Annotated in this window: 20 protein-coding genes; 7 read left to right on the forward strand and 13 right to left on the reverse strand. The window is 67.6% G+C overall.

Translation table 11 applies throughout. The features are described 5' to 3' along the window. The first annotated feature begins 428 nt into the window (after positions 1-428). Positions 429-1,592, forward strand: coding sequence for a type III PLP-dependent enzyme (locus AC3B6A_RS04880; protein ID WP_488401176.1), 1,164 nt, complete (start codon positions 429-431; stop codon positions 1,590-1,592). Between the two features lie 41 nt (positions 1,593-1,633). Here AC3B6A_RS04880 and AC3B6A_RS04885 read toward each other — a convergent pair whose 3' ends face one another. The 4 genes from AC3B6A_RS04885 to AC3B6A_RS04900 form a co-directional block, all read right to left on the reverse strand. Then, positions 1,634-2,962: an IS4 family transposase gene (locus AC3B6A_RS04885; protein WP_488398960.1), complete on the reverse strand. Its 1,329-nt coding sequence runs from the start codon at positions 2,960-2,962 to the stop codon at positions 1,634-1,636. A gap of 358 nt (positions 2,963-3,320) precedes the next feature. Continuing rightward, positions 3,321-5,105 carry a phosphoethanolamine transferase CptA gene (locus AC3B6A_RS04890; RefSeq protein WP_488401177.1) on the reverse strand — a complete coding sequence of 595 codons (1,785 nt, stop codon included), beginning with the start codon at positions 5,103-5,105 and terminating at the stop codon, positions 3,321-3,323. An 88-nt stretch (positions 5,106-5,193) separates the two neighbouring features. Beyond that, complete coding sequence (locus AC3B6A_RS04895) at positions 5,194-5,988, reverse strand: tetratricopeptide repeat protein (protein WP_488401178.1); 795 nt, start codon at positions 5,986-5,988, stop codon at positions 5,194-5,196. 6 nt (positions 5,989-5,994) lie between these two features. Further along, on the reverse strand, positions 5,995-6,675 hold the full coding sequence (locus tag AC3B6A_RS04900) for a Fe2+-dependent dioxygenase (RefSeq protein WP_488401179.1): 681 nt from the start codon (positions 6,673-6,675) through the stop codon (positions 5,995-5,997). Between the two features lie 200 nt (positions 6,676-6,875). On the opposite strand from AC3B6A_RS04900, the gene AC3B6A_RS04905 reads away from it, so the two are divergent. Continuing rightward, entirely contained in the window at positions 6,876-9,122 is a 2,247-nt protein-coding gene (locus AC3B6A_RS04905; RefSeq protein WP_488401180.1) for a TonB-dependent receptor, read from the forward strand. A gap of 168 nt (positions 9,123-9,290) precedes the next feature. Beyond that, the gene (locus AC3B6A_RS04910; protein WP_488403515.1) at positions 9,291-11,834 is read left to right on the forward strand and encodes a PepSY domain-containing protein; all 2,544 of its coding nucleotides are present in this window, start codon (positions 9,291-9,293) and stop codon (positions 11,832-11,834) included. Between the two features lie 159 nt (positions 11,835-11,993). On the opposite strand, the gene lpxO is transcribed toward AC3B6A_RS04910, so the two are convergent. Further along, a complete protein-coding gene (gene lpxO / locus AC3B6A_RS04915; protein ID WP_488403517.1) occupies positions 11,994-12,893 on the reverse strand; it encodes a lipid A hydroxylase LpxO in 900 nt (299 codons plus the stop codon). A 125-nt stretch (positions 12,894-13,018) separates the two neighbouring features. On the opposite strand from lpxO, the gene AC3B6A_RS04920 reads away from it, so the two are divergent. The 3 genes from AC3B6A_RS04920 to AC3B6A_RS04930 are packed head-to-tail and all read left to right on the forward strand — an operon-like array spanning position 13,019 to position 15,362. Then, a complete protein-coding gene (locus AC3B6A_RS04920; RefSeq protein WP_488401181.1) occupies positions 13,019-13,774 on the forward strand; it encodes a 5-oxoprolinase subunit PxpA in 756 nt (251 codons plus the stop codon). Next, positions 13,771-14,448: a 5-oxoprolinase subunit PxpB gene (gene pxpB, locus AC3B6A_RS04925; RefSeq protein WP_488401182.1), complete on the forward strand. Its 678-nt coding sequence runs from the start codon at positions 13,771-13,773 to the stop codon at positions 14,446-14,448. The genes AC3B6A_RS04920 and pxpB overlap by 4 nt, the downstream gene beginning before the upstream one ends. Next, positions 14,445-15,362, forward strand: a complete 918-nt coding sequence (locus tag AC3B6A_RS04930) for a 5-oxoprolinase subunit C family protein (RefSeq protein WP_488401183.1) — start codon at positions 14,445-14,447, stop codon at positions 15,360-15,362. Before pxpB ends, AC3B6A_RS04930 begins: the two co-directional genes overlap by 4 nt. Here the strand turns inward: AC3B6A_RS04930 and AC3B6A_RS04935 are convergent. Continuing rightward, the gene (locus tag AC3B6A_RS04935; RefSeq protein WP_488401184.1) at positions 15,355-15,837 is read right to left on the reverse strand and encodes an Lrp/AsnC family transcriptional regulator; all 483 of its coding nucleotides are present in this window, start codon (positions 15,835-15,837) and stop codon (positions 15,355-15,357) included. The two genes, AC3B6A_RS04930 and AC3B6A_RS04935, sit on opposite strands and share 8 nt — an antisense overlap. Before the next feature lie 135 nt (positions 15,838-15,972). On the opposite strand from AC3B6A_RS04935, the gene AC3B6A_RS04940 reads away from it, so the two are divergent. After that, positions 15,973-16,599: a LysE family translocator gene (locus AC3B6A_RS04940; RefSeq protein ID WP_488401185.1), complete on the forward strand. Its 627-nt coding sequence runs from the start codon at positions 15,973-15,975 to the stop codon at positions 16,597-16,599. A 178-nt stretch (positions 16,600-16,777) separates the two neighbouring features. Here the strand turns inward: AC3B6A_RS04940 and AC3B6A_RS04945 are convergent, their stop codons facing one another. The 7 genes from AC3B6A_RS04945 to AC3B6A_RS04975 all read right to left on the reverse strand — a co-directional run bounded on the left by AC3B6A_RS04945 (position 16,778) and on the right by AC3B6A_RS04975 (position 22,078). Next, positions 16,778-17,428, reverse strand: coding sequence for a hypothetical protein (locus AC3B6A_RS04945; RefSeq protein ID WP_488401186.1), 651 nt, complete (start codon positions 17,426-17,428; stop codon positions 16,778-16,780). 112 nt (positions 17,429-17,540) lie between these two features. Next, positions 17,541-18,512, reverse strand: coding sequence for a peptide ABC transporter ATP-binding protein (locus AC3B6A_RS04950; protein ID WP_488401187.1), 972 nt, complete (start codon positions 18,510-18,512; stop codon positions 17,541-17,543). Beyond that, complete coding sequence (locus tag AC3B6A_RS04955; RefSeq protein ID WP_488401188.1) at positions 18,509-19,486, reverse strand: ABC transporter ATP-binding protein; 978 nt, start codon at positions 19,484-19,486, stop codon at positions 18,509-18,511. The genes AC3B6A_RS04950 and AC3B6A_RS04955 overlap by 4 nt, the downstream gene beginning before the upstream one ends. Beyond that, complete coding sequence (locus AC3B6A_RS04960; protein ID WP_488401189.1) at positions 19,483-19,605, reverse strand: hypothetical protein; 123 nt, start codon at positions 19,603-19,605, stop codon at positions 19,483-19,485. The genes AC3B6A_RS04955 and AC3B6A_RS04960 overlap by 4 nt, the downstream gene beginning before the upstream one ends. Positions 19,606-19,616: 11 nt before the next feature. Then, positions 19,617-20,528 carry an ABC transporter permease subunit gene (locus tag AC3B6A_RS04965; protein WP_488401190.1) on the reverse strand — a complete coding sequence of 304 codons (912 nt, stop codon included), beginning with the start codon at positions 20,526-20,528 and terminating at the stop codon, positions 19,617-19,619. A gap of 153 nt (positions 20,529-20,681) precedes the next feature. Then, positions 20,682-21,692 (reverse strand): ABC transporter permease subunit, encoded by a 1,011-nt coding sequence (locus AC3B6A_RS04970; RefSeq protein ID WP_488401191.1) that lies wholly within the window; start codon positions 21,690-21,692, stop codon positions 20,682-20,684. Between the two features lie 59 nt (positions 21,693-21,751). Then, positions 21,752-22,078, reverse strand: coding sequence for a hypothetical protein (locus AC3B6A_RS04975; protein ID WP_488401192.1), 327 nt, complete (start codon positions 22,076-22,078; stop codon positions 21,752-21,754). Positions 22,079-22,081 lie beyond the last annotated feature (3 nt).

Genomic DNA, 22,081 nt, shown 5'->3' on the forward strand with positions numbered 1-22,081 from the left:
CGATCCCGGGGCGCGAACGGACCCGCCGGACTACCCTTGTCATTCCTCTGAAACCCGCGTCTGTGCAGCATTCCATGGCGTTTTGTTGAGGATTTGAAACAAAAGCCCGGATCGCGACAAAGGGTTATGAAAAAGCGGCAGTTTTCGATTGATCTGTGCTGCCGCTGGTCCTAAAGTTCGCGCCCGAACGCTCATGCTGGAAACGATCCATCCGGCTCAAGTACTGACGACGAGAGGTTGCCGGCCCGGCGACTCCGCCGCCCCGACAGGGGCAGGGAGCCCTGGAGAACTCGGAACCGGTAATACTCGGCGACATGCCTTGGGAAGTAGGCGAACCAAAGTGGGGAAACTGATCAGGCGTTCGTGGCTCGAAAGACAAGAGCCGTCCCTCTTTTCAATTGCGTGTTTTGCCATTTGGAGTCCCAACCATGTCCATCAAGGTCGAGGATTACTTCGCCCCGGAAACCTTCCAGCGCATGAAGGCCTTCGCCGACAAGCAGGAAACCCCCTTCGTCGTCATCGACAAGCAGACCATCGCCAACGCTTACGACCAGCTGACCGACTGCTTCCCCTTCGCCAAGGTCTACTACGCGGTCAAGGCCAACCCGGCGACCGAGATCACCGAGCTGCTGCGCGACAAGGGTTCGAACTTCGACATCGCCTCGATCTACGAGCTGGACAAGGTGATGAAGACCGGTGTGGGCGCGGAGCGCATCAGCTACGGCAACACCATCAAGAAAGCCCGTGACATCCGCTACTTCTACGAGAAGGGCGTGCGCCTGTTCGCCACCGACTCCGAAGCCGACCTGCGCAACATCGCCAAGGCCGCGCCGGGCTCGAAGGTCTACGTGCGCATCCTCACCGAAGGCTCCGCCTCCGCCGACTGGCCGCTGTCGCGCAAGTTCGGCTGCAACCCGGACATGGCCCTGGACCTGCTGATCCTCGCCAAGCAACTGGGCCTGGTGCCCTACGGCGTGTCCTTCCACGTGGGCAGCCAGCAGCGCGACATCGACGTCTGGGACGCCGCCATCGCCAAGGTGAAGGTGATCTTCGAGCGCCTGAAGGAAGAAGACGGCATCGTCCTCCAGATGATCAACATGGGCGGCGGCTTCCCGGCCAACTACATCGCCAAGACCAACAGCCTGGAAACCTACGCCGAGGAAATCATCCGCTTCCTCAAGGAAGACTTCGGCGACGAGCTGCCGGAAATCATCCTCGAGCCGGGCCGTTCGCTGATCGCCAACGCCGGCATCCTGGTCAGCGAAGTGGTGCTGGTGGCGCGCAAGTCGCGTACCGCCGTGGAGCGCTGGGTCTACACCGACGTGGGCAAGTTCTCCGGCCTGATCGAAACCATGGACGAGTCCATCAAGTTCCCGATCTGGGTGGAGAAGAAGGGCGAGCTGGAGGAAGTGGTGATCGCCGGCCCGACCTGCGACAGCGCCGACATCATGTACGAGAACTACAAGTACGGCCTGCCGCTGAACCTGGCCGCCGGCGACCGCCTGTACTGGCTGTCCACCGGCGCCTACACCACCAGCTACAGCGCGGTGGAGTTCAACGGCTTCCCGCCGCTGAAGTCCTTCTACCTGTAAGGCGTGCCCCCTGAAAGAGCCCCGCGATGCGGTAATGCTGTTCACTTAAGCGGAGCGGCCTTGCGGTCTACCGGGTAGCGGGTCTTGGACATCTTCACCGTCCGGGGTCGTGAAGGCCTTGGGCGGTGATCCAGGAACAACCCGCCGATTCCCGCCCGCAACTCCGATAAGCGTCGTCCTGTCGCGGAAACCGGGTTGGCCGCCGCCATCACGATCAGTTGCACGGCGATGTAGTGAGCCACCGGCTTGAAGCGGATGTCGCCGGGAGCACGGCCAAAGGCCACTGCGGCCTGGCTCGCCTCGCGGCGAATGATGTTGTAGGCCAGCAACAGTCCCCAGACTTCCTGGTAGATCAGTTCGATTTTCTTACTGCGCAGGGTCACTGCGTTCTGTTGCAGGGAGCTCTTGATATCGCGGAAGCCCAGTTCGATCTCCCAGCGTTCCTGATACAGATTGGCAATGGCCTTGGCGCTGTAGATATCGGCTGGCAGCGAGGTCAGTACGGTTTTGACCTTGCCCTGTCTCTCGTAGCTGACTTCCCGCACCTCCCAGTAGCAGGGCAGATTCGGATTGCGCTTCCTCGCCTGGGCTGACACCCGCATCCGCAGCAGGCGGTCCCCTTTGCCGTAGCGATCGATCTCCTCGCTGACCAACGCCTTGCGGGCCGGAATCAACCAGTGACGGTTGTCGCCGCTGGCCAGGCCCAGCAACAGGTTGGCACTCCAGAATCCCTTGTCGAACAGCGTCACCGAATGGCTGGGAATCTGCTGCACAAACGCATCAGCCAGGCGCATTTCACTGCGCCGGTAGGGGCTCAGTTGGGCATCCAGAATCAGGTGCGAGCGCACGTTCATCAGGGCTACGAGGCGCAGCATGGGAAACGGCGTCTGGCGGTCGGTGGCGGTATTACCGGAGCCGAAATGCTCCCGTAGCTCGGGGGTATCCGGGGTGCGCAGGAGCGCACCGTCCACGGCCAAGACCTGCAGGCCCTGCCAGGTATCACCGTCATAGCGCTCGCGCCCCCAGTGGTGACCGGTCTGGCGAAACAGCCACTCCACCGGATCGGCCCCTAGCCGTTTGCGGGCCTCGGTGACCCCGCTGCGGGCCAGCAGGTCGTGAGAGGCCAGTCCCTGGGCGCAGATGTTCAGGCGCCGCGCCACCTCATGGACCGGCTCGTCGCGGAACAAGGCCATGCCGAGCACCAGCCAGAGCACCTGATCGCTGGGCAGGCGCCGCCGTCGGATGGTGGCCTGCGCGGAAAGACCCAGTGCCGACGCCACCCACTCGATCGGGATGTTCTGGGTGAAGGTGCTGAGATCCGAGAAGTTGAACAACTCGCCCAGATCGAGCAATTGCTGTTGGAAAGACATAAAAAATCCGATGCCAGAGACCTGGCATCGGATTCTCGGGGAGCCCGGGCAACAGCTCAAATGCTTAAGTGAACAGCATTACCGCGATGCGGGGCTTTTTCGTTTTTGGAACGGGGAGGCTTTCGTAGGAGCGGACTCCGTCCGCGATGGCCCGGGGCCGGCCTGGCGGCCGGATCGCGGATAGGATCCGCTCCTACACAAGCGCGCGCATGAGGGCTCCTGTAGGAGCGGACCTTGTCCGCGAATGAGCCCGCTGCGGGGCCGGATCGCGGACGGAGTCCGCTCCTACGAAAAAGGGCAGCACACCTGGAAATGAAAACGCCCCGCGGTGCGGGGCGTTTTCGTGAGCGGGATCGACTCAGCCCTCGTGGGGCTGCGCAACCGGCGCCTGGGCGGTGGCCGGCGACCTGGCGTCCTTGGCGATCTCCTGCTCCGGCGGCAGCTTGTCGAACTCGCGCAGGCCGTCCTTCTTGTAGGGATCGCCGATCCAGCGCGGCGCCACGGCGAACTGCGGGCTGACCAGGCTCTTGACCGGCTCGAAGTGGTCGTAGCTCAGGCCGGCGAGGTCCGACAGGGTGTGGATCAGGTGCGAGCTGCTGTACGGGCGGCTGGCGGCCGCCTGCAGGTCGCGCGGGTGCGCGGCCTGCCAGCTGGGCGAGGTCCAGACCATGAACGGGATGGTGTACATCGGCCGGGTCGGGGCGCCTTCGTTGCGGCCCAGGCGGTCATGGTTGCCCGAGCTGTAGACGTCTTCGCCGTGGTCGGAAAGGTACAGCAGGAAGCCGTTCGGATCGGTCGCGGCGTAGCGCCTGATCAGGCTGGAGATTACGAAGTCGTTGTACAGCACGGCGTTGTCGTAGAAGTTGTAGGTCTCCACCTGGTCGTCCGACAGCGCCGAGGGCGCACCCTGGCGATCCTTGAAGCGCGCGTAGTCGTCCGGATAGCGGTAGCGGTAGTCCATGTGCGTGCCCAGCAGGTGGACGACGATGAACTTCTTCTGCGCCGGGTCCTGGAGGGCCTTCTCGAACGGTTCGAGCACCACGCCGTCGTACTGGCTGGCGTTCTGGTTGCGCTGGTTGTTCAGGTAGAACTGCGCATCCGTCTGCTGCGAGAAGGTGGTGAGCATGGTGTTGCGCTTGGTCATCGTCTGCTGGTTGGTGATCCAGAAGGTCTTGTAGCCCGCCTGTTTCATCAGGTTGATCAGCGACGGATCGGTGAGGAACTTGTCGGGGTTCTGCTCGTCACCGAAGGTGAGGATCTGCTGCATCACCTCGATGGTGTAGGGGCGCGGCGAGACCACGTCCTTGAACACCGTCAGGTTGCCGCCCTCGGCGGCCAGCGCGTCGAGGTTCGGGGTGGTCTCGCGCGGGTAGCCGTACAGGTGCATGTGCTCGCGGGTGGTGGACTCGCCCAGCACCAGCACCAGGGTGCGCGGCGCTTCGCCGCTGCTGTCCTTGAGGTTCTGCAGCGGCGGCAGGGCGGCGTTCCGTTCCAGCAGCTTCTGCATGTTGTCCAGCTGCTGGCGGTACTGGCGGTAGCCCACCACCAGTTGCCAGGGCACCGCGGGCTCCATGCGCTGCTGCACCTTCTCCAGCGCCTCGTCGAAGCTGCGCTGCTGGGTGATCATCTGCTTGTAGAACGGGTAGACCAGGTTCAGCCCCACCAGCAGCACCGCCAGCGGCACGCGGGAGTACAGCGGCAGGCTGACCGGGCGGATGCGCCGCCACAGCAGCACCGCGACCGCGGTGTAGAGCACCAGCGCCAGGCACAGCCAGAGGCTGAAGTACTGGCTGAAATACTCGCCGGCCTCGGCCGTGTTCGACTCGAACATGACGAAGATGACGCTCTGCGAGAACTCCTGGTGGTAGATGCCGAAATAGCTCAGGCCGACCAGCGAGGCGCCCCACAGCACCAGGCCGATGATGGCGGAGATCCCGCGGGTGAAGCGCGGCAGCAGCAGCACCGGGGCGAGCCACAGGCTGCTGAGGAAGAAGGCGTCGCGGAAGCCGGCGAAGCCGGTGGTGCCGCTGAGCAGGATCAGCAGTTGGGTGACGCCGGAGAAATACCAGAAGAACAGCAGCAGCCAGCCCAGGCCGGCCCAGTCGACACCCTTGCGGGCGGAGGGGGAAGTAGTGGTAGACACGCACGCCTCGTCGGATCGGGACAAACGGCTGCAGTTCCCGCAGCCACAAAAAGGCGGGAAGGCTATCAGGAATGACGTGAAAAATACGTCAAGTTGCAGCATTCCCCTGGGATGCGAGTGTTTCCAGGTATTCCCGGTCGGACGCATCGCCCAGCTCGGCGGCGCGCTGGCCATAGGCGTGGGCCAGCCGCCGCAGGGCTTGCTGCTGGGAGCGGGCCAGCTGCTCGCGGGCGACCCGCAGGAAGTTCAGGTTGCCGCCCTGCAGCGCGCGCTGCAGCCAGGGCAGGGCGCCCGCCAGGTCGCCGGCCTCGGCCAGCATCGTGGCGTGGCTGAACTGGCCGCGGAAGTCGCCGGCCTCGGCGGAGCGCCGATACCAGCGGCGGGCGGCCTCGACGTCGCGGGGGACCACCAGGCCCTCCTCGAAGAAGCGGCCGACCAGGTTCATCGACTTGGCGTGCCCCCGTTCCGCCGCCCGGCGGTACAGCGCCAGGGCGTGCGCCTCGTCACGCGCCACGCCGCGCCCGGTGGCCAGCAGGTTGGCCAGGTTGTACATCGCCCAGTCCAGGTCCGCCCCGGCGGCGAGCGCGTAGTGGCCGGCGGCCGCGGCGGGATCGGCGGCGCAGCCCCAGCCGTGCTCCAGGCAGCGGCCGAGCATGTTGCGCGCCATGGCATGGCCGCGCCCGGCGGCGATGCCGAACCAGGTCATGGCCAGCACCGGATCGCGCTCGATGCCGTGGCCGTCGAGGAGGATCTGGCCGAGCAGCGCCTGGGCTTCCAGCTCGCCGTCGCGGGCGGCGGCGAGGATCAGCCGGGCGGCCTTGAGCGGGTTGTCGGCGAGGTCGTCAACGGTGACTTCTTCGGTGCGGCGCAGGACGAAGCTCATGGGCGGTCAGACATCCACCCAGCGGCGCAGCAGGTTGTGGTAGGTGCCGGTGAGCTCGACCAGCGCGGGATGCTCGGGCACGTCGCGGGTCAGCGCCTGGATCGACTGGTCCATCTGGAACAGCAGGGCGCGCTGGCTGTCCTCGCGCACCAGGCTCTGGGTCCAGAAGAACGAGGCGATGCGCGCGCCACGGGTCACCGGGTTGACCTTGTGCAGGCTGGTGGCGGGGTAGAGCACCAGGTCGCCGGCCGGCAGCTTCACCTGCTGGGTGCCGTAGGTGTCCTGGATCACCAGTTCGCCACCGTCGTAATCCTCGGGGTCGCTGAAGAACAGCGTCGAGGAGACGTCGGTGCGCACCCGCTCGCGGCCGCCCTGGACGTCGCGCACGGCGTTGTCGATGTGGAAGTCGAAGGCGCCGCCGGCGGTGTAGCAGTTGAACAGCGGCGGGAACACCTTGTGCGGCAGCGCGGCGGACTGGAACAGCGGGTTGCTCCACAGGCGCTGCAGCATGGCCTCGCCGATCTCGCGGGCCAGCGGATGCTCCTGCGGCAGTTGCAGGTTGTGCTTGGCGCGGGCCGACTGGTAACCGGCGGTGACCTTGCCGTCGCCCCATTCGGCCTGTTCCAGGGCCGCGCGGATGCGCGCCACTTCAGCACGGGTGAAGATGCCGGGGATGTGCAGCAGCATGGAGGGCTCCGTCGGTTTCCGAGAATTCGCTGATGATAATGATTTGCAATGGCGAGCTACAACCGCCATCCCCCGGATGGACCGGACTGAAAATGTAAATCTTGTAAATCATCCTCGTATGAGAATATCTAGTAATTGATATAAATTCTCAATTGAAATAGATTTCGCGGCCTTCATGAACCCCTGGGGAGGGATATGCAATGTCGCGCCAATCGTCCGATCTCGCCGGCAACACGCCGCGTCTGCTGGCTTCCGCCGTCGGTGTAGCCATCACCGCGATGTCCGGCGGCCACCTGGCCCATGCCGCCGAATCCTCGGAAAAGAAGCCGGAACAGGACGTGCTGTCCCTGGACGCCGACACCGTCGTCGGCACCCAGCAGGACCCGGCGACCTATAACGTCGAGACCTCCGCCTCGAAGAAGTACACCGCGCCGCTGCTGGATACGCCCAAGACCGTCACTGTGATTCCGCAGCAGGTGATCAAGGACACCGGCGCGCTGACCCTGCAGGACGCCCTGCGCACCACGCCCGGCATCACCTTCGGCGCGGGCGAGGGCGGCAACCCGGCGGGCGACCGGCCGTTCATCCGCGGCTTTAACGCCGAGAGCGACACCTTCCTCGACGGCATGCGCGACGTCGCCTCGCAGACCCGCGAAATCTTCAACATCGAGCAGGTCGAAGTCAGCAAGGGCCCGGGCTCGGCCTACACCGGCGCCGGCTCCACCGGTGGCAGCCTGAACCTGATCAGCAAGACCGCCAAGCAGCAGGACTTCAACGACGCCAGCTTCGTCTACGGCTCCGACCAGACCCGCCGCACCACCCTCGACGTCAACCACACACTGGGCGACAACGCGGCCTTCCGCCTCAACCTGCTCAAGCACGAGGCCAACGTCGCCGGCCGCGACGGCGTCAGCGTCAGCCGCTGGGGCGTGGCGCCGACCGTGACCTTCGGCTTCGACACGCCGACCCGCGCGACCTTCTCCTACTACCACCTGGATACCGACGACATTCCCGACTACGGCCTGCCGCTGACCCTCGCCGGGCGCAGCAAGCAGAACCCGAGCAAGCCGGTGTCGGTCGATCGTGACAACTTCTACGGCCTGACCCACCGCGACTACCGCAAGAGCACCACCGACAGCGGCACCTTCCGCCTCGAGCACGACATCAACGACGACCTGACGCTGTCCAACAGCTTCCGCATGGTCCGCACCACCCTCGACTACGTGGTGACCACGCCGGACGACAGCAAGGGCAACGTCGCCAACGGCTTCGTCTACCGCGCGCCGAAGAGCCGCAACTCCACCTCCAAGGGCTGGGTCAACCAGACCGACCTGAAGGCCGACTTCCACACCGGCTTCATCAAGCACAGCCTGGTCACGGGCCTGGAGTTCAGCTACGAGGACGTGCACAACCGCCCCTACGCCTTCACCCAGGGCGCGTCCGGCAGCACCTGCAACGCGGCCCTGCTGGCCAGCGGCGACTGCACCAGCCTGAACGACCCGACGCCGAAGGACCACTGGGCCGGCAGCATCGCCGACGGCAAGGCCTTCACCGATACCGACACCAGGACCAGCGCCGCCTACGTGTTCGACACCCTGGCCCTGAACGACCAGTGGGACCTGAACCTGGGCCTGCGCTACGACGACTACAGCGTCGAGCAGAGCGGCTACGCCACCCGCGCCCCGGCCGGCAACTTCAAGCGCGAGAACGACACCCACTTCTGGAACTACCAGACCGGCCTGGTCTTCAAGCCGGCGCGCAACGGCAGCGTCTACCTGGCCTGGTCCACCTCCAGCAACCCCAGCGGCGAGACCGCCGGCGAGGGCGGCCAGGAGATCACCGCGGCCAATACCAACCTCGATCCGGAACGCAACCGCAACCTCGAACTGGGCACCAAGTGGGCCTTCTTCGACGAGGCGCTGTCGCTCAACGCGGCAGTGTTCCGCACCGACAAGACCAACGCCCGCGTGGCCTCGCCGGATGACTCCACGGTGCAGGTGCTCGACGGCGAGCAGCGCGTGCAGGGCGTGGAACTGGGCTTCAACGGCGCGCTGACGCCCAAGTGGAAAGTCTTCGGCGGCTACACCTACCTCGACAGCGAAATCCGCAAGTCCAGCGTGGCCGGCGACGAAGGCAACCGCATGCCGCAGACCGCGCAGAACAACTTCACCCTGTGGAGCACCTACGACGTCCTGCACGGCTTCACCGTCGGCGGCGGCGCCACCTATGTCGACGAGCAGTACGGCAACACCGCCAACACCACGATGATCCCGTCCTACTGGCGCTACGACGCCATGGCCAAGTACGTGATCAGCAAGAACGTTGACCTGCAGCTGAACGTGCAGAACCTGACCGACAAGCGCTACTTCGACCAGGTCTACAGCACCCACATGGCCCACGTCGCCCCGGGCCGCACCGCGCTGCTGGGCGTCAACCTCCACTTCTGAGGTCCGCCTCCGGGCGAATCACCCCGGCCGCCGCTCCTCGGCCGGGGTTTTTGTCTACCTGCGCATTGCCTGCGCAAAGGCGGCTTCGTAAAAATCAGCTGCATTTGCGATAAATTCTCAATAAAATCCCGCCCCGCGCGAAGGGCGGCATGACGTGAGGCCACGGTGTTGAAGAAAGTCTGGTTCCAGTTGCACTGGCTGTTCGGCATCAGCGCGGGGCTCGTGCTGGTGCTGATGGGCGTGACCGGGGCGATGCTGTCGTTCCAGGACGAAATCCTGCGCGCCGTGAACCCCGCCAGCCTCACCGTGGAAAAACGCGCCGGCGGCACCCTGCCGATGGACGAACTGATCCGCCGGGTGGAGAGCGCCGAGCCGGGCAAGAAGGTCGCCTTCGTCTGGGTGACCATCGACGGTGACAAGGCCGGCCGCCTCTTCTACACACCCAAGCCGGGCCAGCGCCGTGGCGAGTCGCGCTACGTCGACCCCTACACCGGAGACTTCCTGCCGGCGCCCCGGGGCGAAGGCTTCTTCAACTTCGTCATGCAGCTGCACCGCTTCCTCGCCGCGGGCGAGGCGGGCAAACAGGTCACCGGCGCCTGCACCCTGATCCTGCTCTACCTGTGCCTCTCCGGCCTGTACCTGCGCTGGCCGCGCAAGGCCCTGGACTGGCGCGCCTGGCTGACCTTCGACCGGGCCCGGAAGGGCCGCGCGTTCAACTGGAACCTGCACGCCGTCGCCGGTACCTGGTGCCTGGCGTTCTACCTGCTGTTGACGCTGACCGGCCTCTACTGGTCCTACGACTGGTTCCGCGGCGGCCTGACCCGGCTGCTCGACGACACCCCGGCCGGCCAGTCCAAGGGGCTGCACGGCGGCAAGCGCGGCCCGGCGCCGCAAGGCCCGCCGCCGGTGGTCGATGCCAGCGCCATCTGGAATACCGTGCAGCAGACCGGCGGCGCCGCGATGACCGCCTACAACCTGCGCCTGCCGCCGGTGAAGGGCCAGCCGGCGACCGTCTTCTACCTGCTCGATGACGCCGCCCACGAGCGCGCCCTCAACGAGATGACCATCGACCCGGCCAGCGGCAGGCTGCTGGCCGACAGGCGCTACAACGACAGCGCGTTCGGCCGGCAACTGCTGACCAGCGTCTACGCCCTGCACGTGGGCAGCTATTTCGGCCTGCCGGGGCGCATCCTGATGATGCTGGCGAGCCTGTCGATGCCGCTGTTCTTCATCACCGGCTGGCTGCTCTACCTCGACCGCCGGCGCAAGCGGCGCGCGGCCCGGGCCGCCCGTGGCGAGCTGGACAACAGCGCCACCGGCGCCGATGCCTGGCTGGTCGGCTACGCCAGCCAGAGCGGCTTCGCCGAGCGACTGGCCTGGCAGAGCGCCGGGCAGTTGCAGGCCGCCGGCCTGCCGGTGCGGGTCGAGCCGCTGGCGAAGCTGGACCGCGCGCAACTGGAGCGAACCCGCAACGCGCTGTTCGTGGTCAGCACCTTCGGCGACGGCGAGGCCCCGGACAGCGCCCGCGGCTTCGAGCGCCAGCTGCTGGGCCAGAGCCTCGGGCTGGACGGCCTGCGCTTCGCCGTGCTCGCCCTGGGCGATCGCCAGTACCAACACTTCTGCGGCTTCGCCCGGCGCCTGCAGGGCTGGCTGCAAGGGCAGGGCGCGCGCACGCTGTTCGACGGCGTCGAGGTGGACAACGGCGACGCCGCCGCGCTGCACGACTGGCAGCGGCGCCTGGCCGAAGTCTCCGGCGCCGCCTCGCCGGCCGCGTTCAGCGCGGCGGCCTTCGAGGTCTGGACGCTGGCCGGCCGCGAATGCCTCAACCCGGGCAGCCAGGGCGAATCCACCTGGCTGCTGCGCCTGGCCGCGCCGGGGGATTCGCGGATCGACTGGCGCGCCGGCGACCTGGTGGAAATCGTGCCGCGCCAGCCGCAATTCCTGGTCAGCGCCTGGCTCGGCCGGCTGGGGCTGGACGGCGACTCCCGCATCCAGGTCGACGGCCTCGCCACGCCGCTGCGGGACGCCCTGGCCGGCTGCCTGCTGCCGGCCAATCTCGAACACCTGGTCGGCCTGCACGGCCAGGCGGTGCACGACGCGCTGATCAAGCTGTCGGTGCGCCAGTACTCCATCGCCTCGCTGCGCAGCGACGGCGCGCTGGAACTGATCGTGCGCCAGGAACAGCACGCCGACGGCTCGCTGGGCATCTGCTCCGGCTGGCTGACCGAGTACTTGCCCGAGGACGGCAGCCTGCTGCTGCGCCTGCGCCGCAACCGCAGCTTCCACCTCAGCGAAGACGACCGCCCGCTGATCCTGATCGGCAACGGCACCGGCCTCGCCGGCCTGCGCGGCCTGCTGCGCGCCAGCATCGCCGAGGGCCGCCGGCGCAACTGGCTGCTGTTCGGCGAGCGCCACCGCGCCCACGACTTCTACTGCCGCGAGGAGCTGGAAGGCATGCTGGCGCGCGGCGAGCTGCAGCGCCTGGACCTCGCCTTCTCCCGCGACCAGGCGGAGAAGGTCTACGTGCAGGACCGCCTGCGCGCGGCTGGCGAAACGCTGGCCCAATGGCTGGACGACGGCGCGGTGATCCACGTCTGCGGCAGCCTGCAGGGCATGGCCGAGGGCGTCGACCGCACGTTGCGCGAGCTGCTCGGCGACGGCGAGGTCGAAGCGCTGCTGGAGAGCGGGCGCTACCGGCGCGACGTGTACTGACGCGGCGGCTTTCGCCGCCCATCGCGGACAAGGTCCGCTCCTACAAGAGCAGCCGCATACGCCGGGGCGCTTTTCGTAGGAGCGGACCTTGTCCGCGAAGTCTTTCAGAACGCCCTAAACCCAAAGGCCCCCACGAATGCGGAGGCCTCGGGGCGCCGCTCAGATCCAGAGAAACAGCGCCAGCAGCGCCGCGACGAATCCCCACTTCTGCAGGTAATACAACGTGCGGTTGCGCTTCTTCAGCGCCTTGCCGTGCAGGCGGATCCTGTACAGCGAGGCGAAGGCGCGGTTGATGCCGCCGGTCCTGTCGCCCGCGTCGTTGGGCGAGGCGGCCGCGGCCATCACATGGCGGCTGAACCAGCGGTTGAGCGCCGTGGCCCAGCGGTAGTTCAGCGGCCGCTCGATGTCGCAGAAGAGGATCACCCGGTCATGCCCGGTGCTGTTCTCGGCGTAGTGGATGTAGGTCTCGTCGAACACCACCGCCTCGCCGTCGCGCCAGTGGTAGCGCTCGCCGTCCACCTCGATGAAGCAGCCCGGATCGTTCGGCGTCATCAGCCCCAGGTGGTAGCGCAGCGAGCCGGCGTAGGGATCGCGGTGGCGCACCAGGCGCGAGCCCGGCGGCAGCTCGGCGAACATCGCCGCCTTGACCGAGGGAATCCGCCGCAGCAGCTCGGTGGTCTGCGGGCACAGCGCCTCGGCGGAGGGATGGCTGTCGTCGTACCACTTCAGGTAGAAGCGCTTCCAGCCGGTCTTGAAGAAGGAATTGAAGCCCGCATCGTCGAGCTGCTCGGAGCGCTTGATGCTGCCGGCGTCGCGCAGGCGCAGCGCTTCGCTGCGGATGACCTGCCAGTTCTCGCTCAGCAGGCGCAGCTCGGGGAAGGTGTCGGCGTTCAGGTATGGCCGGCCCGGCACCCGCGAGCACAGATACATGAGGCAGTTGATCGGCGCCAGGAAGCTGGAGTGGTCGGTCAGTTGGCGCGAGAATTTGTGGCGTACCCGACCGCGCAGATGGACATGGACGATGCTCAGGCCGAAGGCGGCCAGGATGGCGGCTTTGATCATTCGGGGGGACGATGTATCTGTGAATCGACATCACGGATGGTACTCCTCCCGTTCATGGCGGAGTATTCACTGAAGGACAAAGGTTTTTAACCTGTAGGAAATTTCGAGGAATGGAGAGACCGATGAGCGAGCGCAGCGCGCGAATCCTGCTCAACTGCGACATGGGCGAAAGCTTCGGTGCCTGGCGCATGGGCAACGATGCCCATGCCATGCCGCTGATCGACCAGGCCAACCTCGCCTGCGGCTACCATGCCGGCGACCCGCTGACCATGCAGCGCAGCGTGCGCCTGGCGGTGCAGCATGGCGTCAGCATCGGCGCGCACCCGGCCTACCCGGACCTCGCCGGCTTCGGCCGCCGCCACCTGAGCTGCTCGCCCGAGGAAGTGCAGGCGCTGGTGCTCTACCAGCTCGGCGCGCTGGACGCCTTCTGCCGCGCCGCCGGCACCCGCGTCGACTACGTGAAGCCCCACGGCGCGCTGTACAACGACCTGGTGCGCGACGACGCGCTGCTCTGCGCCGTGCTCGACGCCTGCGCCGCCTACCGCAAGGGCCTGCCGCTGATGGTCCTGGCCCTGGCCGACAACCGCCGCGAACTGCAGCTGGCCGACGCCGCCGACGTGCCGCTGATGTTCGAAGCCTTCGCCGACCGTGCCTACCTGGCCGACGGCCAGCTCGCCCCGCGCCGCCTGCCCGACGCCGTGCACCACGAGCCGCAGCGCATCCTCGACCAGGCCCTGGCCATCGCCCGCGGCGAACCCTTCCCGGACATCGACGGCAACCCGCTGCGCCTGCGCGCCGACAGCCTCTGCGTGCACGGCGACAACCCCGAATCCCTGGCGGTGCTGCGGCGCCTGCGTGGCCTGCTGGACCAGGCATGATCCGCGTCGAGCCCTTCGGCGCCCAGGCGCTGCTGATCACCCTGGCCGAGCAGCCCGACGACGCCTTGCCCTTGCGTATCGCCCGCCTGGCCGAGCGCCTGCGCGGCGAGCTGGGCGCGGCGCTGAGCGACTGCGTGCCCGGCTGGACCACTCTGCTGCTGCACTACGACCTGCTGCGCATCGACCTGCCGCAGTTGCAGCGCCGTGTCCAGGCCGCGCTGGCCGACTGGCCGGGTGAGCCCGGCGCCAGCGAAGCGGGCCGCCTGCATGAAATCGCCGTGTGGTACGCCGGCGAAGACCTCGCCGAAGTCGCCCGCCGGTGCGGCTTCACACCCGCGCAGGTGATCGACCTGCACGCCGGCCGCGACTACCGCGTCGGCGCCATCGGCTTCGCGCCCGGCTTCGCCTACCTCGGCGAGCTCGACGAACGCCTCGCCCTGCCGCGCCGGGCCACCCCGCGCACCCGGGTGCCGGCCGGCAGCCTGGCCATCGCCGAGCGGCAGACGGCGGTTTATCCACAGGCCTCGCCCGGCGGCTGGCATCTGCTCGGCCGCACCGCGCAGCGCCTGTTCGATGCGCAACGGCAGCCGCCCTGCCCGCTGGCGGTGGGCGACCGGGTGCGCTTCGTGCCCGTCGACGAAGCGACCTACCGCGCCGCCGGTGGCGAGCCATGAGCCTGAAGGTGATCGCCTGCGGCCCGCTGTGCCTGCTGCAGGACGGCGGACGCCACGGCTGGCAGGGGCTGGGCGTCTCGCCCGGCGGCCCTGTGGATAAACACGCGGCGGCCTGGGCCAATCGGCTGCTCGGCAACCCCGGCGGCGCGCCGTTGCTGGAAATCGCCCTGGGCGGCGTGGAGCTGCAGGCGCAGGCCGACACCTGGCTGGCGCTGACCGGCGCGGAGCTGCCGGCGACACTCGACGGCGAGCCGCTGCCCGCCTGGTCGCGCTTCCGCGTGCGGGGCGGGCAGTGCCTGAAGCTGGGTTTCGCCCGCGCCGGGCAGCGGGCCTATCTCGCGGCGGCGGGCGGTTTCCGTGCCGCGCCGGTGCTGGGCAGTGTCTCCACCCAGACACGGGAGCGACTCGGCGGCCTTGCCGGCAATGGCCAGCCGCTCGCAGTCGGCGATCTGCTGGATTGCGCCGTCGACGCCGGGCGTTTCCGCCGTGCCGCCAGCGTGCCCTGGCCGTATCAGCCGGATTACCGCGAGCCGCCGCTCCTGCGCGTGCTGCCCGGCCCCGATGCCTTCAGCGACGAACAACGTGGAGCCTTCTTCGCCCAGCCCTGGCAGGTCAGCCCGCAATCCGACCGCATGGGCGTGCGCCTGCGCGGCGAGGCGCTGGACGCGCCGCGCCGGCAGTGGTCGCTGGGCGTGGTGGACGGCGCCATCCAGGTGCCGCCGGATGGCCAGCCGATCATCCTGCTGGCCGACCGGCAGACCATGGGCGGCTACCCCATCCTCGGCGTGCTGCACCCGCTGGACCTCGGCCGCCTGGCGCAATGCCCGGCGCACAGCGAGGTGCGCTTCGCCGAGACGACGGTGGAGCAGGCGCAGGCGGAGCTGCGCGCGTTCCTGCGGTTCTTCGCTACCTAGGCAGGTGCCGCAGCGGCAGCGGCGCCGACTCCTTCACCGTCTGGATCGCGAAATTGCTGCGGATGTCACTGATGCCCGGCAGCTTGAGCAGGGTGCCGGTGAGGAACAGCTCGTAGGCGCGCAGGTCGGGCAGCACGACTTGCAGGAGGAAGTCCGACTCGCCGCTGACCAGGTGCACCGAGATGACTTCCGGCAGGTCGATCACCGCCTGGCGGAAGGCGGCGGCGCTGGCGTCGCTGTGGCGCTCGACCTTCACCCCGACGAACACCGTCAGGCCCAGCCCGACTTCGTCGCGGCCCAGTTCGGCGTGGTAGCCGCGGATCATCCCGGCCTCTTCCAGCAGGCGCACGCGGCGCAGGCAGGGGGAGGGCGACAGGCCGATTTCCTCGGCCAGCTGCACGTTGGTCAGGCGGCCGTCGCGCTGCAGGGCGGCGAGGATGCGGTGGTCGTAGGCGTCCAGTTTCGGATTTGGCACGAGTGGGCTCTCTTGTGCATGTCGATTGGCAGGATATGCCAATCAGTCTGCCGATCATGGATGAATACGCAAGCACCTGCCTCGGCCTTCGGGCATAGAATCCTTATCCGCAATCACTTCCGCGGAGCGTTTCCCATGAATATCGGCGTGTTCCTGCTGGCCCTGGCGATGGTCTACCTGCTGCCGGGGCCGGACATGATCCTCCTGCTGCACACCGGCGCCCGCGAAGGCCGGCGCGCGGCGCTGGCCACCGCCGCTGGGCTGGCGCTGGCGCGTGGCTGCCATGTGGCGCTGGCGGCGACCGGGCTGGCGCTGCTGTTCCGCAGCGCGCCCTGGACCTTCGATGCGGTGCGCATCGTCGGCGGTTTGTACCTGGCCTGGATCGGCCTGCAACTGCTGCGCGCGCCGGCCGGTTTCGCCCCGGGCAGCGGCGAAGGCGCACAGGACCCGGCGGGCTACCGGCGGGCCTTTCGCCGCGGGGTGCTGACCAATCTGCTGAACCCCAAGGCGCTGCTGTTCTGCTCGGTGCTGCTGCCGCAGTTCATCCAGCCGCAGAACGGCCCGCTGGCGGCGCAGTTCGCGCTGCTCGGCGCGGTGCTGGTGGTGGTCGGGCTGGCGTTCGACAGCTTCTACGCGGTCAGCGGCGAGCGCATGGGCCGCTGGCTGGCGCGGCACCGGCTGGCGCAGCGGCTGCAGCAATGGGGCTTCGGCGGGGTGCTGCTGGGCTTTGGCGTGCGCCTGGCGCTGATCCGTGACCTTTGACCTGTAGGAGCGAGCTTGCTCGCGAACGATCCCTGCTGCGGGGGCTGAGCGGGTGACGGCCTTTCGTAGGATGGGTGGAGCTTGCGATACCCATCGGCGGGGCCGGTCTGTTCATCGATGGGTATCGCTTCGCTCCACGCCATCCAACGTGTCGATTCCGTGCGGTTGGGGTGCCGTGTCAGAGGTCTTCCGGACGGATTTTCCACAGGCGCGCAACCGTCGGTTTCTGCGGATTGCGGGCGACGACCAGCAAGCCCAGTTCCTTGCCGCGCAGTTCGCGCAGCAGTTGCGCGCCTGTGCGCTGCCGCAGGTTCTCGGCGAGATGCCCGAGGGCGATGGCGGCCGCCGCCGGGTGGGTGGCGGCGGGGACGAAGCTGCCGTCGTCCATGTCCAGCACCAGGTGTTTTTCGCCGGGTTCCGGGGCGGGCAGGTGCAGGCTGGCCTTGAGCAGTTGCGCCATGGCGTCGTCGCGCTGCGCCGCCGTCAGTTGCCCCGGCGGCAGTGCGCGCTCCAGGGGAGAAAACCCGGCGTCCGGCTCGGCGTTCGGCTGGGGCGTGGGGGGCTGCGCGGGCACCTGGGCGGGAGCGGGCTGTGGCGGCGCTACGGGCGCCGGTGGGGGCGGGGCGAGGTCCGGTTCTTCCTGGGCGAGGCCGTCCCAGTCGATCTGGTCGAGATCGATTTCGTCCTCGGCCTTCTTCCTCGGCGCCGGCTTCTTCCGGGATTTCACCGCTGCGCGGACGTCCATCCGCTGCTGGCGCTTCCACTTGTGCAGCTGGACGTTGGCGACGATGGCGGTGACGAGGATGAGCAGGAGGAACAACAGCAGCATGAGGATCGTGGCCCTGTGGATAACGGCCACGGCGTTGCGGGCAGTGGCGGGACGCCACCCTGGCGGGACTTTCCGGAAAGGGTGGGCCGGCTTAAGACCGGCCCACCGCGTTTCAGTTCAGGAATTGCTCCGCGTGGTGGCAGGCCACCTGGCGCGCGTCGAGCAGGCGCAGCTCCGGCACTTCGCTCCGGCAGCGCTCGGTCGCATAGGGGCAGCGCTTGTGGAAGGCGCAGCCGCTGGGCGGGTTGAGCGGGTTGGGGAGTTCGCCCTGGATCTTGATCTTGGGCTTGTCCGGATCGGGGTGGATGGCCGGGGTCGCCGACAGCAGGGCCTGGGTGTAGGGGTGCAGCGGGCGTTCGTAGAGCTTGTCCGCCGGGCCCATTTCCGCCGGGCGGCCGAGGTACATCACCAGCACGTCGTCGGCCACGTGGCGGACCACGGCGAGGTTGTGCGAGATGAACACGTAGGCGGTGCCGTATTCCTGCTGCAGGTCCATGAACAGGTTGAGCACCTGGGCCTGGATCGATACGTCCAGCGCCGAGGTCGGTTCGTCCGCCACCAGCACCTTGGGCCGCAGCATCATCGCGCGGGCCAGGGCGATGCGCTGGCGCTGGCCGCCGGAGAACATGTGCGGGTAGCGCTGGTAGTGCTCGGGGCGCAGGCCGACCTGCCTCATCATCGCCTGCACGCGCTCGCGGCGTTCGGCGCGGGAGAGGCTGGTGTTGATCACCAGCGGTTCGGCCAGCTGGTCGCCGATCTTCTGCCGCGGGTTGAGCGAGGCGTAGGGGTTCTGGAAGACCATCTGCACGTCGCGGCGCAGTTGCTTGCGCGTCTCGTGGCTGGCGCCTTTCACCTCGTGGCCGGCGATCTGCAGGGAGCCTGCGGTGGGCTCCTCGATCAGGGTCAGAGCGCGGGCGAGGGTGGACTTGCCGCAGCCGGATTCGCCGACCACGGCGAGGGTCTTGCCGGCCTGCAGTTCGAAGGACACCCCGTTCAACGCGCGCACCAGCGCGTGCGGCTTGAACAGGCCCTGGGAGATTTCGTAGTGACGGGTGAGGTCGCGGGCGGTCAGGACGGCGTTCATCGGGCCACCTCGGTATCCAGGTTGAGCGGGTAGAAGCAGCGCACCGCGCCGCGCCCGTGGGGTTCCAGGGCCGGGCGCACGGCGCGGCAGTTGTCCTGCGCGTAGGGGCAGCGCGGCGACAGCAGGCAGCCCTGCGGCCGGTCGTAGCGGCCGGGGACGATGCCGGGCAGGGTTGCCAGGCGCTCGGCGCCGGCGCAGTGCTCGGGAATCGCCTTGAGCAGCGCCTCGGTGTAGGGGTGGGTGGGGGCGTCGAACAACTGCGGCACCTGGCCGATCTCCACCGCTTGCCCTGCGTACATCACGCAGACGCGCTGGGCGGTCTCGGCGACCACGGCGAGGTCGTGGGTGATCAGGATCAGCGCCATGCCCTGGTCGCGCTGCAGGTTCAGCAGCAGTTCCATGATCTGCGCCTGGATGGTCACGTCCAGCGCGGTGGTGGGTTCGTCGGCGATCAGCAGCTTGGGCTCGCCGGCAATCGCCATGGCGATCGCCACGCGCTGGCTCATGCCGCCGGAAAGCTGGTGCGGGTAGGCGTCCAGGCGCTGGGCGGCGCCGGGGATTTCCACCCGTTCGAGCAGTTCCAGGGCGCGCTGGTGCAGCGCCTTGCCGCGCAGGCCGAGGTGCAGCTTGAGCACTTCCTCGATCTGGTAGCCGACGGTGAAGCTGGGGTTGAGTGCGGTCATCGGGTCCTGGAAGACCATGGCGATGTCCTTGCCGACGATGCGCCGCCGCTCGCGGCCCTTCAGGCGCAGCATGTCGGTGCCGTCGAACCGCATGGTGTCGGCGGTGATGATGCCGGGGGCGTCGATCAGGCCCATCAGGGCCATCATGGTCACGGATTTGCCGGAGCCGGATTCGCCGACGATGGCCAGGACTTCGCCCTTGTCCACCGAGAGGTCGAGGCCGTCCACCACCGGGACGGCATTGCGGTCGCCGAAGCGCACCGAGAGATTGCGGATGTCGAGGAGGCTCATACGGCGGTCTCCATCAGGCGTTTCTTGTTGTAGGAGCGAGCGTGCTCGCGAACGGGGAGCGCGGGGGATTGCAGGTTCGCGAGCAAGCTCGCTCCTACGAAGAGCAGGGAGGTCTTCATCGGGATGCTCCTCACGCCGCGTTCTTCAGCTTCGGGTCCAGCGCGTCGCGCAGGCCGTCGCCCATCAGGTTGATCGCCAGCACGCTGAGCAGGATGGTCAGGCCGGGCAGCGAGACCACCCACCAGGCGCGCTCGATGTAGTCGCGCGCCGAGGCCAGCATGGTGCCCCACTCGGGGGTCGGCGGCTGCACGCCGAGGCCGAGGAAGCCCAGGGCGGCGGCGTCGAGGATGGCCGAGGAGAAGCTCAGGGTGGCCTGCACGATCAGCGGCGCCATGCAGTTGGGCAGCACGGTGACGAACATCAGGCGCAGGGTGCCGGCGCCGGCCAGGCGCGAGGCGGTGACGTAGTCGCGGTTCACCTCGCCCATCACCGCGGCGCGGGTCAGGCGCACGTAGGCCGGCAGCGAGACGATGGCGATGGCGATCACGGTGTTGATCAGGCCCGGGCCGAGGATGGCGACGATGGCCACCGCCAGCAGCAGCGAGGGCAGGGCCAGCATGATGTCCATCAGGCGCATGATCACCGGGCCCAGGCGGTTGGGCGAGAAGCCGGCGAGCAGGCCGAGGATGATCCCGGGGATCATCGAGATCACCACCGAGGCCAGGCCGATCTTCAGCGACAGCCGCGCGCCGTGCATCAGGCGCGAAAGCAGGTCGCGGCCCAGTTCGTCGGTGCCGAGCAGGAAGCGCGCCTGGCCACCTTCCAGCCACACCGGCGGGGTGAGCAGGAATTCGCGGAACTGCGCGCTGGGGTCATGGGGCGCGACCCAGGGCGCGAACAGCGCGCAGAACACGATGACCAGCATGAACAGCAGGCCGCCGACCGCGCCCTTGTTGCGCGCGAAGGCTTGCCAGAACTCTTTCAGCGGGGACGGGTAGACCAGGCTCGGGTCGCTGGTGGGAGCGTTGCTTGCGGTATTCATGATGGGCTCCGTAGAAGCTGCTCAGGGCCTGGCGAGCTAGAGCGAGACGAGGAAGAGTCCGCCGAGAAAGCGCAGTTTGCATCAAGCAAATGAGCATTTATCGGCGGAGTCTGACGCTGTATCGCCGACGCGCAGCAGGCCATGGGCAGTTTCTCAGCGTTGGTGGCGAATACGTGGGTTGGCGAGGCCATAGAGGATGTCCACGATGAAGTTGACGAGGATCACCAGGGTCGCCACCAGCAGGATGCCGTTCTGCACCACCGGGTAGTCGCGGCGGCTGATGGCGTCGATCAGCCATTTGCCGATGCCGGGCCAGGAGAAGATGGTCTCGGTGAGCACGGCGCCGGCGAGCAGCGTGCCGACCTGCAGGCCGAACACGGTGAGCACCGGGATCATGGCGTTGCGCAGGGCGTGGATGAACACCACGCGGGCCGGCGACAGGCCCTTGGCGCGGGCGGTGCGCACGTAGTCCTCGCGCAGCACTTCGAGCATCGCCGAGCGGGTCATGCGGGCGATCACCGCCAGCGGGATGGTGCCCAGCACGATGGCCGGCAGGATCAGGTGGCGCACTGCGTCGACGAACGCGCCTTCCTCGTCGGAGAGCAGGGTGTCGATGAGCATGAAGCCGGTTTTCGGCTCGATGTCGTAGAGCAGGTCCAGGCGCCCGGATACCGGGGTCCAGCTCAGGCTCACGGAGAACAGCATGATGAGGATCAGGCCCCACCAGAAGATCGGCATCGAGTAGCCGGCCAGGGAGACCGTCATCACCCCGTGGTCGAACAGCGAGCCACGCTTGAGCGCGGCGATCACCCCGGCGAGCAGGCCGAAGGTGCCGGCGAACAGCAGGGCCGCCAGCGACAGTTCGAGGGTGGCGGGGAAGAGGGTGAGGAACTCGTGCCAGACGCTGTCGCGGGTGGTCAGCGATTCGCCCAGGTTGCCCTGCGCGAGGTTGCCGATGTAGTCGAGGTACTGCTGGTAGAGGGGCTTGTCGAGGCCCAGGCGGTGCATGGCCTCGGCGTGCATCTGCGGATCGACGCGGCGTTCGCCCATCATCACTTCCACCGGGTCGCCCGGGATCAGGCGGATCAGCGCGAAGGTGAGGAGGGTGACGCCAAAGAAGGTCGGGATCAGCAGGCCGAAGCGGCGTGCGATGAAACTCAGCATGGTGGTTGAGGACTCCTCATCGAGCGGCTATTCATCGGGATGCTGATGGCGCCGGTTTCTTATTGCTTCACCTGGATATCGGCAAAGTTGTTGGTGGTTAGCGGGCTGATGGTGCGGCCCTCGATCTTGCTGCGTCGCACATTGAACAGCTTAGGATGCGCGAGGGGAATCCATGGCGATTGTTCGTGGAAGATGGATGTCGCGTTTCTATAAGGTTTCGCTCGTTTTTCCGTGTCATTCGCCTGACGGGCTTCCTGAATCAGCGTTTCGAACGCCTGATCGCACCAGAACGCGTGGTTTTCCCCTGATTTCGCCGCCGTACAGGGACGGTTCGACGAAAGGAGGTTGTCCGGGGCACCGTTGTCGCCAGCCTTGCGGACGCTCATGGA

The organism is Pseudomonas sp. B12(2026), from assembly GCF_057767015.1.